Origin of the sequence: Acinetobacter sp. ACNIH1, assembly GCF_002934695.1 — a bacterium.
Taxonomy (GTDB): domain Bacteria; phylum Pseudomonadota; class Gammaproteobacteria; order Pseudomonadales; family Moraxellaceae; genus Acinetobacter; species Acinetobacter variabilis.
Genome location: NZ_CP026420.1, coordinates 2,302,663 through 2,318,093, shown reverse-complemented (window position 1 = coordinate 2,318,093; position 15,431 = coordinate 2,302,663). Strand labels below are relative to the sequence as shown.

The window sequence follows — 15,431 nt, the reverse complement described above, 5'->3', positions numbered from 1 at the left end:
TAAAATTAATGAAAATTAAAATATGGATCTGTTCGCAACACAAATCTTAGGCCAACTCTGGTCCAGTTTATGGTGGGTTCTTCTACTTTTTATTGGTTCCATCGTATTTAAGTTATTTAAACCATTTTTAAAAGGGAAGCTGGGAGAATTCGCTGTTGCCACGCATGTCAAACTTTATCTGAAAGACCCTGAGTATCAATTATTAAATGATTTGACTCTTCCGGATGGAGACGGAGGAACAACCCAAATTGATCACCTCTTATTAAGTCCTTATGGCCTGTTTGTGATTAAAACCAAAAACTATAAAGGCTGGATCTTTGGTGGCGAGCGACAAAAGACCCGGACGCAAAAACTTTATAAAAATAGCTATAAATTTCAAAATCCGATTCATCAGAATTATAAGCACATCAAAGTTCTGGAGCAGTTGCTAGCTGATATTATCGAGCCAGACCAGCTGCATTCTGTGATTGTATTTATGCCAGATGCGGTATTCAAAACCCCAATGCCAAATTATGTGTTTCGAGGCGCAGGTTGGACAGATTATGTAAAAAGCTTTAATCAGCGAGTTATTTCTGATACCAAGATTAAACGTATCCAGATTCGCTTGGAGAAGGAAGTACTAGAAAAATCCTGGAAAACCAACCGTGAACATGTCGCAAATTTAAACAGGTGGCAATCCGAACAGAAAAGCCTTTGAATCATTCAAAGGATTTTTCTTAATTTTTCGAGGCTTTTAACTTTTCAGTAATTTCAACCAGCTGTTTAATCCGTTTGACCTCATCCCAGAGTACTTTGGCTTCAGGATAATGCTTAGACATCATCCCCAGCCATTGTTTGTAACGGCCGACCATATTCATTTCCTTTTTATAGGAACCATTCAGGAAACGGATTTGCAGTTCAAGCAGCTCATTCCAGGTGATGAGCGGCTCATCAGAATTTTGACGAATACATTGGGTCAGATCAGGTGTAGTGACTGCACCACGGCCAATCATCAGGTCTTCACAGCCTGATTCTAGCTGACATTGCTTCGCATCGGCATTGGTCCAGATTTCACCATTGGCAATGACATTGATTTTTAAGGCTTCACGGATCGGTTGCAGTTGGTCCCAAAAGGCTGGCGGAGTATAGCCATCGGCCTTGGTCCGCGCATGAACAGTGACCCAGGCCGCTCCAGCATCTTCAATGGCATGCGCATTTTCCATCATGAAGTTGCGATCCATATAACCCAGACGCATTTTCGCCGAAACCGGGATATGTGCGGGCACTGCATCACGAACAGCTTTGACCAATTCATAAACGACTTCAGGTTCATCTAGTAGTACTGAACCACCACGGTGACGGTTTACGGTTTTGGCTGGACAGCCGAAATTCATGTCAATTGCAGGCGCGCCCATAGCAGCGACTTTCACTGCATTGGCTGCCAGCATTTCCGGGTTATTTCCCAGAAATTGTACATGCACTGGCGTACCGGTAGCAGTTTTGCCCTCATTATTTAACAGTTCAGGGCAGTAGGTGTGATAGATATGATCTGGCAGCACCGAATCCGTGACACGAATAAACTCGGTTACACACCAGTCGAAGCTCCCGACGGATGTCAGTACATCACGCATAATCGGGTCAGTTAAGCCTTCCATGGGTGCAAGAACAAGTTTCAATGGTCAACACCTGTTAATTCGAAAAACGGTGTTATACGGCTTTTTGGTGGGAAAGTCCAGGCAGTTTAATTTTCATATGAATTGCAGAAAAAGATTAATCCTGAATGAGTACTTATTGAACTTTTGCTATCTAAACCCCAATCTCAACTTTTTAAGTGATTGAAATAAAAAGGACATAACCCTATTTTAGTTTCCACCAAGAAATTAAAGCAAAGTTATGTCCATTGAAGAATTTATCATTTTTGTCTATGTAATCATAGAAGAACTTTATCCCATTGTTGTTACTCAGCCCCTGAGAACTCGTGGTTTTCCGCCTGCTGTTACTGATGCAGAAATCATCACTATGCAAATAGTAGGTGAATTTCTTGGTTTAGATACAGACAAAAATATTTGGATGTATTTCAAAAACAATTGGTTAGAATGGTTTCCAAAATTAGGATCTTATCCCAATTTCTGTAAACATTGTGCAAACCTGTGGCATGTCAGTCAATCCATTATGGCACAGCTCATTCAGCGTTATGGTTCAGATAACATTCACTTTATTGATGGCTTCCCACTCCCTGTCTGTAGTTATACCAGAGCTAGAAAGCATAAAAACTTTAAAGAATACGCAGGTTTTAGTTATTGTGCTGCAAAACAAGAAAAATATTATGGTTTCAAAGCTCATATCGTCATTAATCTTTCAGGCATGATTTCGGGTTATACCTTTGCACCTGCTCATTGTGATGAGCGAGATGTTGCACCTGAAATTACGAATGATATTTACGGTTTACTGGGAGCAGATAAGGGCTATTTAAGACCAGAATTGAAACGATATTATGAATATCAGGGTATTGATTTACAAACACCCTTTAGAAAAAACATGATAGATTTCAGACCTAAAGAGACACTGCAAATACTGATGAAAGCCAGAAGAAAGATTGAAACAGTGATTGGTCAATTAACAGATCGCTTTCACATTCAGAAAGTGAGGGCAAAAGATCTATGGCATTTAACCCACCGCATAACTCGTAAAATTCTGTCGCATACAATTTGTGTGGTGCTAAATAAAAAGCTTGGTCATTCACCAATTCAATTCGAAAATCTTATTTTAAGTTGAGATTGGCGTTATCTAAATAAAAAAACCTTAAATCGGCTGATTTAAGGTCTGGATTTAAATCTTAAAAATCTAAGATTGTCTTAATCGACCAGTTTTTCGAATTTCATACTTTCACGATAATACTGACAGCCTTTATACAGCAGGAATACACCAATTAGGCCGGCTATCGCATTGACGATAGAAATCGAATTACCCACCATTAAGGTATTTTCATAATAACGGTCAGTAATCAGCGCCACCGCAGTTGTACCCACACCGAGTGCAATCAGGTTGGAAATTAGCAGGAATTTTGCTGATACCTGAGAGCGCAACTGGTTCGGTGTCAGCATCTGGGTAGCAGCGGCTGATGCCGGAATCGGAAAGGTGGAAAAGAACATCGCGACAAAGATCAATGCGAATGAAAACTGCATATTGTCGACCTGAGTAAATAGCACACTTGGAATGATCAGGGCAGCACAGCCAATTGCACCGGCACGGATCGCTGCATCGCTATAGCCACGTTTAGAAAAGAAGTCGATGAGCCAGCCACAGAATAGAGCACCTGAAGTATTTGCGACAAGAATAATACTTCCAAGGATATATCCGGTCTGGCTTGCATCCAGGCCAAAGTGACGCATGTAGTAGGCCGGTGCCCAGCCGAGCAGGGAATACAGCATCATGGTGTAGAAAGAGAAGCCAATAAAATGACAGAAGAAAGTTTTTTTATGGGTTTTGATAAAACCCATAGAATTTTTAAAAGATGCTTTAACTGCGACACCATTGGCATCCATTTTGAGGCCTTTACGTTCTGGTTCACGTACGGTCAGAATCATCATTAAGGCCAGTAATACACCCGGTAAACCGACAATCATAAAGGTCAGTTGCCAGGTTTTGATCTCACCAATTACCGGTAAAGTAATGAAGCTGACATCCTTGAGCAGACCAATCACATAGCCACCGATTAGGAACGCCAGTCCTGAACCGATAAAAGCGCCAATAGCATATACGCCTAGCGCACGGCCCAGTTTATGTTTAGGAAACAGATCTGCCACGATTGAGTAAAAAGCAGGAGAAAGTGCGGCTTCACCTGCACCGACACTGAGGCGAGCTAGGAACATCTGGATAAAGTTTTTGCTTAGGCCGCAGGCTGCAGTTGCCAGACTCCAGAAAGCGATCCCGACCGAAATAATTTTCACACGGGATTTTTTATCGGCTAGTGCGGCAATTGGTACGCCCATAAATGCATAGAACAGAGAAAAGGCCAGCCCTTGTAACAGGCTGAACTGGGTATCACTCAGCATTAGGTCAGCCTTAATCGGTTCAATCATCAGGGATAAAATCTGACGGTCTACGAAAGACAGAATATAGGCCACCATACAGATGATCACGACATACCATTGATAGCTGCTACGTTCTGAAGCTGCTGGTGGAATTTCTGTAGCTACCTGTTCAGGGATAGGCGTAGTAATTTTTAGATGAGAATCGAGTGGTTGGACGTCATTGTCAACCTTGTCTATGACCAATGTTTTTTCATTCATCATGCAACATCCTGTGCAAGTTATAGTGATTGGTTTATTTGATACATATTTAATTATTTTTATTTTTTACATGTATCAATTAGTCTAATCTAGGAGTAATTTGCATAGCCGTCAATATGTCTGGATTAAAAAGATACAATTATTTTTAAATAAATAAAAAAGGGAATCAAATAGACTCCCTTTTTGCTTTAAGTGTCTAAAAATAGTGCTTAAGCGGCTTTTTCTACGAGAGTCAGAATGTCATAAGTCGCGACCAGTTCATTGCGCTGGTTTTTCACTTTGATGTCCCAGACCACAACACCATGCGGTTTTTGCTCATCACGCAGTGGTTTTGGTGTTTTCTGCTTGCAGGTCAGTTCTACCTGAATGGTATCACCAATTTTCACAGGTTCTACGAAGCGCAGGTTATCCATACCGTAGTTGGCAATGACAGGACCTGGAGCAGCATCAACAAACAGGCCAGCAGCGGCAGAAACAATGAAGTAACCATGTGCGACACGTTCACCGAACAAGGATTCTGCAGCCGCAATCTTGTCCATATGTGCATAGAAGTAATCACCACTTAAACCACCAAAGTTGACAATATCAGCTTCAGTAATGGTACGGCGTGCAGTCAGCAGGCGCTCACCGATCCGCAGTTCGTCGAAAGATTTCTTGAATGGATGCACACGGTCTTCAAATACCTCCGCACCCGCGGTCCAGCTATGACCGACCTGAGTCAGCGCATTTGGTGAGCCTTGAATAGCAGTACGCTGCATATAGTGTTTCACTGCACGCAGGCCGCCGAGTTCCTCACCACCGCCAGCACGCCCCGGACCACCATGCACTAACAATGGGAGTGGTGAACCATGACCGGTACTTTCCTTGGCGCTCTCACGGTCCAGAATATGCACACGACCATGCCAAGGCGCGATCTTGCTGAGTAGCTGTTCAATATTTTCATCATGGTTACGCACAATTGAAGCAACCAGACTTCCTTCACCACGAGCTACTAATGTTGCCAGTTGTGACAGGTCACTATACGGCATCAGTGTAACCACTGGGCCAAAGGCTTCGATATTGTGAATCTGCTGGGCCTGAACTGGATCTTTACATAACAGCACTGTTGGCGGATAGAAAGCAGATTTTTCTGGGTGTGCGACCTGGATGCTAAAATCCTGGCGTAGGTGGCTACCCATGATGATTTCAGCTTCCTGTGCCAGTTGTTCTACCTTAGCAGCAACATCATGCTTCTGTTTAACGCTGGCCAGAGCACCCATGGTTACGCCGTCCTGTGCAGGATCACCGATGACTACTTTCTGTAGTTTTTCAGTCAGGCGCCGCTGTACAGTATCGAGTAATGCTGCTGGCACAAAGGCACGACGAATTGCAGTACATTTTTGTCCGGCCTTGGTCGTCATTTCACGGAAGACTTCACGCACAAACAAGTCAATGGTTTCATCGTTGGCTTGCTGGGTCAGGATGGCGCTGTTCACCGAATCGGCTTCCATGCTGAATGGAATGGAGTGGGCATTCAGGTGTGGATGTGCACGTAGTTTCTGGCCGGTAGCAGCCGAACCTGTGAAGGTTACTGTATCCTGTGCATTCAGGTGATCAAACAGGTTGTAAGTCTGTCCGCAGATCAGCTGCAGAGCACCTTCTGGCAGTAAATTACTGGCTAAAATGTCTTTAACCACTGCATGTGTCAGTTCTGCGCCTTCTGTTGCCGGTTTAACAATACATGGCACGCCGGCTAGTAGAGTCGGTGCAATTTTTTCCAGCATGCCCCAGATTGGAAAGTTAAATGCATTGATATGCACTGCTACACCGGCTTTTGGGCTCAGGATGTGTTTGGCACCAAAGCTGCCCTGTTTGGATAATGGAATCCAGGCATCTTCAACCAGTGTAGTTTCATCGCTGAGTTCACGGCGAACCAGACTTGAATAGGCAAACAGGGTGCCAATCCCACCTTCAATATCAATCCAGGCATCTTTGCGGGTACAGCCGGTTGCAGCTGCCAGGCAGTAATAATCTTCCTTACGTTCCAGTAAATATTGTGCCACCTGTTTCAGGGCATTGGCACGCTGGTGGAAAGTCCAGTGGGCAATGGCAGCACCTTTCTGTTTGGCATATTGCACTACGTTATGCATGTCGATGCCGTGGCTACTGACTTGGTAAATCGCTTCACCGCTAATGGCGTGATAGACCGTACGTAAGTCATTTTGTGCGCTATGTTCACCGCCTAAAGCCAGTGAACTCAATACTTTAACTTTAGTTGAATAATGCGCCTGTGTGTCGTCCTGAAGATCCGTGTTCTGGGTAGTGCTGTCCAGTTCCAACATTGTATAACTCCATTTATGATACGTTGTTGAGTTTGTTTTTACTTTTGATGTTTCATAAACTGCAATCTAAAAGCTTAAATGTCAATCATAATCGATGATTAAAAAAGTAAACTTCATGTAATAAAAAAAATAAAAATAATATAAACAATAACTTAGAGTAAAATGCTTTTTAAAAATATATGATACTAAAAAAATAGTATTGATTTTATATTTGTATCGTTTTAATTTGAGTGTATCAGCACTTGGGATAAGTGAAACAAACATGAATAAGCAACAACAAACATTCGATCAGAAGATAGAGCAGGACATTTCTATTGAAGCGAAGGACTGGATGCCGGATGCCTATAGAAAGACCCTGATCCGCCAGATTGGCCAGCATGGGCATTCAGAAGTGATTGGCATGCTGCCAGAAGGTAACTGGATTACCCGCGCACCGACTTTGAAACGTAAAGCGGTATTGCTGGCTAAAGTGCAAGATGAAGCAGGACATGGCCTGTACCTCTACAGTGCAGCAGAAACGCTTGGTGCAGACCGTGATGATATGATGGAAAAGCTAATTGCTGGCCGCATGAAATATTCATCCATTTTTAACTATCCAACCCTGACCTGGGCAGATGTAGCGGCGATTGGCTGGCTGGTAGATGGGGCGGCAATCGTCAATCAGGTGGCACTGTGTCGTACATCTTATGGTCCTTATGCACGTGCCATGGTGCGTATCTGTAAAGAAGAAAGTTTCCACCAGCGTCAAGGCTTTGAGGCCATGATGCAACTGGCACAAGGTACGCCAGAACAGAAACAGATGGCACAGGATGCAGTGAACCGTTTCTGGTGGCCGGCACTGATGATGTTTGGTCCAAGTGATGGCAATTCTCCAAACAGTGCTCAAAGCATGCAGTGGAAAATCAAATTATTCAGTAATGATGCATTGCGTCAGAAATTCGTCGACAACACCGTACCGCAAGTATTGCAGCTTGGCCTGACTGTGCCGGACCCAGATCTGAAGTTTAATGAAGAAACAGGCCACTATGAATTTGGCGAAGTGAACTGGGATGAATTCTTCGATGTGCTGGCAGGTAAAGGTCCATGTAACCATGAACGTATCGAAGCGCGTCGCAAGGCTTGGGAAGATGGCAAATGGGTACGTGAATCAGCAGCAGTTTATGCCAGCAAGCAACAGCAGCAGTTAGACAACAGAAAAATTGCCTAAGGCAACGGAATAGCACAAGGATATGCAAATGAACAAGAATAACTGGTCTTTATACGAAGTATTTATTCGCAGCAAACAGGGTCTGAGCCACCGCCATGTCGGCAGCCTGCGCGCTCCTGATGATGAAATTGCCCTGCAAAATGCCCGTGACGTCTATACCCGCCGCAATGAAGGGATAAGTATCTGGGTAGTGAAATCTGAACTGATTACCTCATCTCAACCAGATGAAAAACCAGAGTTTTTTGATCCTTCACTGAACAAGGTCTACCGTCATCCGACCTTCTATCACATTCCAGATGGCATCGAGCACATGTAAGGTGGAGGGCAGAGCAATGACGAATCAGGTATTAGCACAATTTTTACTACATGTTGGCGACAGCCAGCTCATCCTTTCACACCGTCTGGCAGAGTGGTGCGGTCATGCACCGGAGCTGGAACTGGATATTGCACTGGCAAATATCGGCTTGGATTTACTGGGTCAGGCACGTACAGCACTGAGTCTTGCCGGTGAAATTGAAGGACTGGGCCGTGATGAAGACAAACTGGCTTATTTCCGTACCGAGCGTGAATACCGCAATTTGCTGTTGAGTGAACAGCCAAATGGTGACTTTGGTCAAACCATCGTGCGTCAGTGGTTGATGGATCATTACCATGCTTTGCTGTTTGCAGCACTCAGCAATAGTAGGAATGAAAACATTTCTTCATTCGCCATCAAGTCGCTGAAAGAGGTGAAATACCATTTGCGTTTTTCAACCTCATGGATGGAACGCCTGAGCTTAGGTACGGCAGAAGCACATGAAAAAATCCAGAATGGTCTGAACCAGCTATGGCGCTTTACTGAAGAGCTGTTCAGTCTGACTGCAGATGAGCGTCAGCTGGTTGATGCTTACCTGATTCCTGATCTGGAACTGCTGAAACCGAAATGGCTGGAAACCATATCTGCCGAGTTGCAACGTTTTGAACTGAGCTTGCCAGAAAGTGGTGCTTACCGTAGTGGCGCCAAGCAGGGACTACATACCGAACATCTGGGTTATGTACTGGCGGAACTGCAATATATGCAGCGCAGCTATCCAAGTATGAACTGGTAAATCCAACACATCACAGGGAGTGAGTGGCATGAATCTGATCAGACATGTAGAAGATCAATGCTGGGATATCCTGGCACAGGTTTCCGATCCGGAAATTCCGGTCCTGTCGGTCCTTGACCTGGGCATGATTCGCGGGGTGGAGATCAACCCGCAGGATGAAATCATCGTCCGATTGACCCCCACCTATAGTGGCTGTCCGGCAACCGATCTGCTTAAGGCGGAAATCACCCAGGCATTTGCAGCACATGAGCTGACGCCGGTCAAAGTTGTGGTCGATCTGTCAGAAGCATGGACCACCGACTGGATGAGTGAGGAAGGCAAACAGAAACTGCAGCAATATGGCATTGCCCCGCCCAAAGGTGGTTCAAACAGCTGCGGTACCCATGTCGCACTCAGCGATGGCATCCAGTGTCCACATTGTCATAGCCAGCACACCCGATTACTCAGTGAATTCAGTTCAACCGCTTGCAAGGCGCTGTACAAATGTCAGGAATGCCTGGAGCCGTTTGACTATTTTAAATGTATTTAAGGGCTTAAGCGCACAAGCCATAACAATAAAGCGTGAGATCGCCACAGCTCAAGAAGGATTTTGAAATGAGCCAGTTTATTCCGTTAACCATCAAATCGATTCAGCCTCAGACTGAACAGGCAATTTGCATTGCTTTTGAACTGAGTCCAGAACATGCCGATAGTTTTCAGTATCAGCCGGGCCAACACCTGACCATCCGTCACATGGCAGAACAGGGAGAATTGCGTCGTTGCTATTCGATCTGTAGTGATACTGATGAAGACATGAGTATCGCGATCAAGAAAATTGATCAGGGCCAGTTCTCGACCTGGGCCAATGAAAACCTGAAAGTCGGCGATGTACTAGAAGTGATGCCACCACAAGGTGTGTTTTTCCAGAAAGCGGCCAAGGCTGGTGGCAAACACTATCTGGGCTTTGCTGCAGGCAGTGGCATTACACCAATTTTGTCTATTGTCAAAGCAGTATTGAGCCGTCAGCAAGATGCCACTTTTACACTGGTTTATGGTAACCGTTCCTGGAAACAGACCATGTTCTCTGAACAGATCATGGATCTGAAAGACCGCTTTAAAGAGCGTCTGCAACTGATCAACATTTTCTCGCGTGAGCTGAATGATAGCGAGATTTTCAATGGCCGTATTGATGCAGAAAAATTGCAGCAGTTGTTTCAGGCGGGCCTGCTTCCAGCAGAAACCGATCATTGCTTCGCCTGTGGTCCTGAAGAAATGATGAATGCGGTAGAAACCGTGTTGCCAACCCTCGGGATCGAACGCAGCAAAATTCACACGGAACGCTTCAATACCGGTACTGCACCAAAAGCATCTGCACAGCAGATCGAAAGCCGTACCGAGGAAAAGGTCAACATCATTCTGGATGGCCGTGAGCTGATCATTGAAGTGTCCAAACAGGATGACAGCATTCTGGATGCGGCTTTACGTGCTGGAGCAGATCTACCTTATGCCTGCAAGGGCGGGGTATGCGCAACCTGTAAATGTAAGGTGCTGCAAGGTGAAGTGGAAATGGCGATCAACTATAGCTTGGAAGAAGAAGAAATCCAGAAAGGTTATGTGCTGAGCTGCCAGGCGCGTCCAACCACTCAAAATGTTCGTCTCAGTTTCGACGAGTAAAGATTTTAAATTAAGCACCATGCAGATAAATGCATGAACGAAATAGAAACTTAAAAGGTGTGTAATGGATTACCAAACAATTATTGTTGAAGAAAAAAATGCAGTGGGCTACCTGACTTTTAATCGTCCAAAACAGCTCAACAGTTTTAATGAAACCATGCATCAGGAAGTATCTTCTGTCGTAAAACGCTGGGCGCAAGATTCAGCAATTCGCGCTGTAGTGATTTCTGCAGAAGGTCGTGGTTTCTGTGCCGGTCAGGACCTGAATGATCGTGTGGTTGATCCAAATGCTGATGCGCCAGATCTCGGGCTATCGATTGAAAAATACTACAACCCGCTGATTAAACTGATTGCTGAAATGCCAAAACCGGTAATCTGTGCCGTGAATGGCGTGGCAGCGGGTGCAGGTGCCAATATTGCACTGGCTTGTGACATCGTGGTAGCTGCCAAATCTGCTTCATTTATTCAGGCTTTTTGCCGTCTCGGTCTGGTGCCAGATTCAGGGGGTACCTGGTTCCTGCCACGTCTGGTTGGCCGTGCTCAAGCGATGGGTCTTGCGATGTTGGGTGACAAAATCTCGGCTGAACGTGCGCTGCAACTCGGCATGATCTGGCAGGTAGTTGAAGATGATCAGTTAAAAGCAGAAGCTGAAAAAATGGCTGAACATCTGGCGACTCAGCCGACTTATGGTCTATCCCTGATTAAGAAAGCGATTCATGCCGCCGCAGACAATAATCTGGATGAACAACTGATTCTGGAGCGCGATCTGCAACGTCTGGCGGGCCGTTCTAGTGATTATCGTGAGGGCGTTCAGGCCTTTATGCAAAAACGAACACCACAATATAAGGGCTGCTAAATCTGCCGGAGATGGATTTGATTCGGCTCAAAGTTGTGCGATTTTTTCCTTTCAGTTATCGCTTAGCAACTTGGTCGAGTTGAACTATTCCTGACGGGTATGAATATGATACCTATTTGGTCTGATGGTTAGTTAGGTCTTATGTTATATGTAGTGGTACCTTGATAGTAAATGAAATCTGAAAAATATAGATTTATGCACTATTTTCTACTCAAGATATTGATCTATTAATTTTTTTTATTTTATTTATTCAGATAAATAATTTGAATGAGTAAATAGAATTTAATATGGCACAAATTTAAAAATATTAAAAAATATGTATCGTATTTTTGGTGAAGAGTGATACATCCTAGTATATATTGAACTAATTAGACAGCGCTAGGACAGGCGCAACAAGGATCGCCAACAGACTAAGGGATGGCCAGCTAAGGAACAAGAACGATGGAACATGCTTATATTTTTGACGGTATTCGTACCCCAATTGGTCGTTATGCAGGTGATTTGAGTAGTATTCGTGCCGATGACCTTGCTGCTTTACCGATCCAGTATTTAAAACAGCAGCATCCTAATCTGCCGTGGGCAGAAGTTGATGAGGTAATTTTAGGCTGTGCCAATCAGGCCGGTGAAGATAATCGTAATGTCGCGCGTATGGCAGCACTTTTAGCGGGCCTGCCGGAAAGTGTGCCTGCCATTACTGTAAATCGTCTCTGTGCTTCCGGTCTGGATGCTGTCGGTCTGGCAGCACGTGCAATTAAATCGGGTGAAGCGCAATTTGTAGTGGCCGGTGGGGTAGAATCCATGAGCCGTGCGCCATTTGTACAATCCAAGCCAACCACAGCATTTAGCCGTACTCCGGAAATTTATGACACCACTATTGGCTGGCGTTTTATCAATCCAAAATTCAAGGCAGGTTTCGGCGTAGATAGCATGCCGGAAACGGCAGAAAACGTAGCTGAAAAATATCAGATTAATCGTGAAGATCAGGATCTGTTTGCTTATCGCAGCCAGCAAAAAACTGCACAGGCACAGCAGAATGGTATTTTTCAGGCAGAAATTCTGCCAGTAGAAATCAAAGGTGCTACTCAGGTGATTGTTGAAGATGAGCATCCACGTGCCGATACTACTTTAGAAAAATTGGCTTCTTTAAAAGCACCATTTCGCAAGGAAGGTGGTTCGGTAACTGCGGGTAATGCGTCTGGTGTCAATGACGGTGCAGCCTGTGTGCTACTGGGTAATAAATATTTCGCAGAACAATATGGGCTGAAACCGCTAGCACGGGTGGTAGGAATCGCCAGTGCAGGAGTAGAACCACGTTATATGGGTATCGGTCCAGTGCCCGCAGTGCAGAAAGTATTAAAACAGACAAACTTAAGTCTAGAACAGATGGATGTGATCGAACTAAATGAAGCCTTTGCCGCACAGGCGCTTGCAGTGCTACGTGAGCTAGGACTTCAGGATGACGATCCACGAGTCAATCCAAACGGTGGTGCTATTGCTCTTGGCCATCCGCTGGGTATGAGCGGCACCCGTCTGGTGATTACTGCCATGCATGAACTGAAACGCCGTAAAGGCAAATATGCACTCTGCACCATGTGTGTCGGTGTCGGTCAAGGTGTTGCACTGGTTTTAGAAAATATGGATTAAACACATCATTCAATCAATGAATTAAACCGTGGTCAGGAAGACTGCGTCAGGAGTAAGAATATGAATAACAATGCAATGGAAAAAATTGAAAAAGTATCGGTTGATGAGTTACGCAGTGTTCAGCTAAAGCGTATGAAAAAGATGTTGCAACATGCTTATCAGAATAGCCCGGTTTATAAAAAGAAATTCGATGATGCTGGCGTGCATCCAGACGATTTTAACTCTCTGGAAGACCTGGCCAAATTCCCGTTCACCACCAAGCAGGATCTTCGCGAAAACTATCCATTTGGCATGTTTGCTGTGCCTCAGGAGCAGATTGTCCGTGTACATGCTTCTTCAGGGACCACAGGTCAGCCGACTGTAGTCGGTTATACCCAGAATGACATTAACACTTGGTCAGATGTGGTGGCACGCTCGTTACGCGCAGCCGGACTCAGCAGTAAAGATACGATTCAGGTATCTTATGGATACGGCCTGTTTACTGGCGGGTTGGGTGCACATTATGGGGTAGAACGTCTGGGTGCCACCGTAATCCCGATGTCAGGTGGTCAGACCGACAAGCAGGCCCAGCTGATTCATGATTTCAAGCCAACGGCTTTAATGGTCACGCCATCTTACTGTCTGAATATTATTGAGTGTCTGGAGAAAAAATTCGGGACTGCCAAGGATTGTTCGATCAAGACCGGGATCTTTGGTGCAGAGCCATGGACCAATGAAATGCGCCGTGAAATCGAAGAACGTCTGGGTATTGATGCACTGGATATTTATGGCCTGTCTGAAGTGATGGGGCCGGGTGTAGCGATGGAATGTCTGGAATCTAAAGATGGTCCTACCATTTGGGAAGATCACTTCTATCCTGAAATTATCCATCCGGAAACTGGTGAAGTATTACCTGATGGTGAGCTGGGTGAACTGGTATTTACCACCATTACTAAAGAGGGTATGCCGGTGATTCGTTACCGTACCCGTGATCTGACACGCTTATTGCCTGGTACAGCACGTACCATGCGTCGTATGGACAAGATTGTAGGTCGCAGTGATGACATGATGATTATTCGTGGTGTGAATGTGTTCCCATCACAAATTGAAGAGCAAATCCTGCATATTCCGCAGCTTATTCCAAATTATCAGATTCAGATTTGTAAACAGGGTCATCTGGATACATTGCATATTCGTACCGAAATGCGTAAAGATAATGCTATAAATATGACACACCAATTGGCAAATCAGCTGAAAGTACAAATCAAGACCATGGTCGGGATTAGTGTCAGTGTGGAAGTTTTACCGGAAGGTAGCTTGCCACGTTCTGAAGGTAAGGCTCAGCGGGTGTTTGATATCCGAAAGTCCGCTTAAATACGTCTGGATGACAGGCTCAGGTCTGTCATCCGGCTTTGACAAGGTAAATTGAACGTAATGAATCCGAAATTAAAACAAGTAATTGATGATTTCATTCAGAATGAGACCCTCAGTGGAACCTCATTGGTAATGACGATTTTTGGTGACAGCATTTATCACCGTGGGGGAGTCATTAGTCTTGCCAGCCTGATTCAGCTGATGGATGTATTTGGCTTCAATGAGCGTTCTGTGCGTACCGCCGTATTCCGTCTGGTACAAAATGGCTGGCTGAGTTCAGAAAAGATTGGCCGCACCAGTTATTACCGGATTACCGAAAGCAGCCGTCAGCGTTTTATTACCGCAGACCAGAAAATTTATAGTTTCCAGCATAATGAATGGGATCAGAAATGGGATCTAGTTCTGCTCAGTTCAGTTGAACTAGAAAATAAACAAACGCTAAAAAAAGAACTGGAATGGTTAGGCTTTGCCAATATCGCGACCAATGTCATGGCCTATCCGGGGTGTGATCAGCAGAAACTGCAAAACCTGTTACTGAATAACAAGATGACCGATCAGGTCGTAGTGTTTCATGCTGAAACTTTACAGCTTTGGCAGGAATCTTATCCAACCATTAAACGCATGGTTGAGACTAACTGGCCAATCCCGGAACTGCATCAGCGTTATGAAAAATTTATTAGCGATTTCCGCGAGTTTTTCTATCTGGTGGAAAATGAAGAGGAACTGGATCCAGTACAAGCCTTTCAGATTCGTATCCTGCTGATCCATCAATATCGCCGTATTTTACTGAAAGACCCGAATCTGCCATTTGAACTGTTGCCAACAGACTGGTTGTCACTGATTGCGCGCAACCTGAGTACCAATCTATATCAGGCAGTATTTGCAGCAGGAGATGAGTTTTTCCTGGAGACTGCCCGGACAGCGGAAGGCCTTATGCCACCTGCACATCCACAATTTTATAAACGTTTTGGTGGCTTAAAGCTGCCGGAATTGACTTTTTAATATTTAAAAAATCATGAATGTAATAGTTCAAGGAGG

General features: G+C 44.7%; 14 protein-coding genes. 11 read left to right on the top strand and 3 right to left on the bottom strand.

Annotated elements, in window-relative coordinates; genetic code table 11:
- The first annotated feature begins 22 nt into the window (after window positions 1–22).
- Complete coding sequence (locus C3F22_RS11315; protein WP_005234214.1) at window positions 23–697, top strand: nuclease-related domain-containing protein; 675 nt, start codon at window positions 23–25, stop codon at window positions 695–697.
- 19 nt (window positions 698–716) lie between these two features.
- Here the strand turns inward: C3F22_RS11315 and C3F22_RS11310 are convergent, their stop codons facing one another.
- On the bottom strand, window positions 717–1,655 hold the full coding sequence (locus tag C3F22_RS11310; protein ID WP_005234215.1) for a tRNA dihydrouridine synthase: 939 nt from the start codon (window positions 1,653–1,655) through the stop codon (window positions 717–719).
- A 217-nt stretch (window positions 1,656–1,872) separates the two neighbouring features.
- Here C3F22_RS11310 and C3F22_RS11305 point away from each other — a divergent pair, with 217 nt between their 5' ends.
- Complete coding sequence (locus C3F22_RS11305) at window positions 1,873–2,754, top strand: IS982-like element ISAba9 family transposase (protein ID WP_004282326.1); 882 nt, start codon at window positions 1,873–1,875, stop codon at window positions 2,752–2,754.
- An 80-nt stretch (window positions 2,755–2,834) separates the two neighbouring features.
- On the opposite strand, the gene C3F22_RS11300 is transcribed toward C3F22_RS11305, so the two are convergent.
- Both C3F22_RS11300 and paaZ read right to left on the bottom strand, forming a co-directional pair.
- Entirely contained in the window at window positions 2,835–4,274 is a 1,440-nt protein-coding gene (locus C3F22_RS11300) for a spinster family MFS transporter (protein WP_005234216.1), read from the bottom strand.
- 206 nt (window positions 4,275–4,480) lie between these two features.
- On the bottom strand, window positions 4,481–6,592 hold the full coding sequence (paaZ, locus tag C3F22_RS11295; RefSeq protein ID WP_005234217.1) for a phenylacetic acid degradation bifunctional protein PaaZ: 2,112 nt from the start codon (window positions 6,590–6,592) through the stop codon (window positions 4,481–4,483).
- A gap of 262 nt (window positions 6,593–6,854) precedes the next feature.
- Here paaZ and paaA point away from each other — a divergent pair, with 262 nt between their 5' ends.
- From paaA to paaX, 9 genes are all read left to right on the top strand, one after another.
- Window positions 6,855–7,799, top strand: coding sequence for a 1,2-phenylacetyl-CoA epoxidase subunit PaaA (gene paaA / locus C3F22_RS11290; protein ID WP_005234218.1), 945 nt, complete (start codon window positions 6,855–6,857; stop codon window positions 7,797–7,799).
- A 28-nt stretch (window positions 7,800–7,827) separates the two neighbouring features.
- Entirely contained in the window at window positions 7,828–8,115 is a 288-nt protein-coding gene (paaB, locus tag C3F22_RS11285; protein ID WP_005234219.1) for a 1,2-phenylacetyl-CoA epoxidase subunit PaaB, read from the top strand.
- Between the two features lie 16 nt (window positions 8,116–8,131).
- The gene (gene paaC / locus C3F22_RS11280; protein WP_005234220.1) at window positions 8,132–8,887 is read left to right on the top strand and encodes a 1,2-phenylacetyl-CoA epoxidase subunit PaaC; all 756 of its coding nucleotides are present in this window, start codon (window positions 8,132–8,134) and stop codon (window positions 8,885–8,887) included.
- Window positions 8,888–8,915: 28 nt separating this feature from the next.
- Window positions 8,916–9,416 carry a 1,2-phenylacetyl-CoA epoxidase subunit PaaD gene (gene paaD / locus C3F22_RS11275; RefSeq protein ID WP_005234222.1) on the top strand — a complete coding sequence of 167 codons (501 nt, stop codon included), beginning with the start codon at window positions 8,916–8,918 and terminating at the stop codon, window positions 9,414–9,416.
- Window positions 9,417–9,481: 65 nt separating this feature from the next.
- Window positions 9,482–10,540, top strand: a complete 1,059-nt coding sequence (gene paaE, locus C3F22_RS11270; protein ID WP_005234225.1) for a 1,2-phenylacetyl-CoA epoxidase subunit PaaE — start codon at window positions 9,482–9,484, stop codon at window positions 10,538–10,540.
- 64 nt (window positions 10,541–10,604) lie between these two features.
- A complete protein-coding gene (gene paaG, locus C3F22_RS11265) occupies window positions 10,605–11,396 on the top strand; it encodes a 2-(1,2-epoxy-1,2-dihydrophenyl)acetyl-CoA isomerase PaaG (protein ID WP_005234227.1) in 792 nt (263 codons plus the stop codon).
- A gap of 441 nt (window positions 11,397–11,837) precedes the next feature.
- Window positions 11,838–13,040, top strand: coding sequence for a 3-oxoadipyl-CoA thiolase (pcaF, locus tag C3F22_RS11260; protein WP_005234228.1), 1,203 nt, complete (start codon window positions 11,838–11,840; stop codon window positions 13,038–13,040).
- A 60-nt stretch (window positions 13,041–13,100) separates the two neighbouring features.
- Window positions 13,101–14,393: a phenylacetate--CoA ligase PaaK gene (paaK, locus tag C3F22_RS11255; RefSeq protein ID WP_005234230.1), complete on the top strand. Its 1,293-nt coding sequence runs from the start codon at window positions 13,101–13,103 to the stop codon at window positions 14,391–14,393.
- A 60-nt stretch (window positions 14,394–14,453) separates the two neighbouring features.
- On the top strand, window positions 14,454–15,395 hold the full coding sequence (gene paaX / locus C3F22_RS11250; RefSeq protein ID WP_104426570.1) for a phenylacetic acid degradation operon negative regulatory protein PaaX: 942 nt from the start codon (window positions 14,454–14,456) through the stop codon (window positions 15,393–15,395).
- Window positions 15,396–15,431 lie beyond the last annotated feature (36 nt).

Coding starts and splice junctions, on each gene's coding strand:
- paaC (WP_005234220.1), top strand. CDS start 8,132: ATGACGAATCAGGTATTAGCACAATTTTTACTACATGTTGGCGACAGC.
- paaK (WP_005234230.1), top strand. CDS start 13,101: ATGAATAACAATGCAATGGAAAAAATTGAAAAAGTATCGGTTGATGAG.
- paaZ (WP_005234217.1), bottom strand. CDS start 6,592: ATGTTGGAACTGGACAGCACTACCCAGAACACGGATCTTCAGGACGAC.
- paaD (WP_005234222.1), top strand. CDS start 8,916: ATGAATCTGATCAGACATGTAGAAGATCAATGCTGGGATATCCTGGCA.
- paaA (WP_005234218.1), top strand. CDS start 6,855: ATGAATAAGCAACAACAAACATTCGATCAGAAGATAGAGCAGGACATT.
- C3F22_RS11315 (WP_005234214.1), top strand. CDS start 23: ATGGATCTGTTCGCAACACAAATCTTAGGCCAACTCTGGTCCAGTTTA.
- C3F22_RS11300 (WP_005234216.1), bottom strand. CDS start 4,274: ATGATGAATGAAAAAACATTGGTCATAGACAAGGTTGACAATGACGTC.
- C3F22_RS11305 (WP_004282326.1), top strand. CDS start 1,873: ATGTCCATTGAAGAATTTATCATTTTTGTCTATGTAATCATAGAAGAA.
- pcaF (WP_005234228.1), top strand. CDS start 11,838: ATGGAACATGCTTATATTTTTGACGGTATTCGTACCCCAATTGGTCGT.
- paaX (WP_104426570.1), top strand. CDS start 14,454: ATGAATCCGAAATTAAAACAAGTAATTGATGATTTCATTCAGAATGAG.
- paaG (WP_005234227.1), top strand. CDS start 10,605: ATGGATTACCAAACAATTATTGTTGAAGAAAAAAATGCAGTGGGCTAC.
- paaB (WP_005234219.1), top strand. CDS start 7,828: ATGAACAAGAATAACTGGTCTTTATACGAAGTATTTATTCGCAGCAAA.
- paaE (WP_005234225.1), top strand. CDS start 9,482: ATGAGCCAGTTTATTCCGTTAACCATCAAATCGATTCAGCCTCAGACT.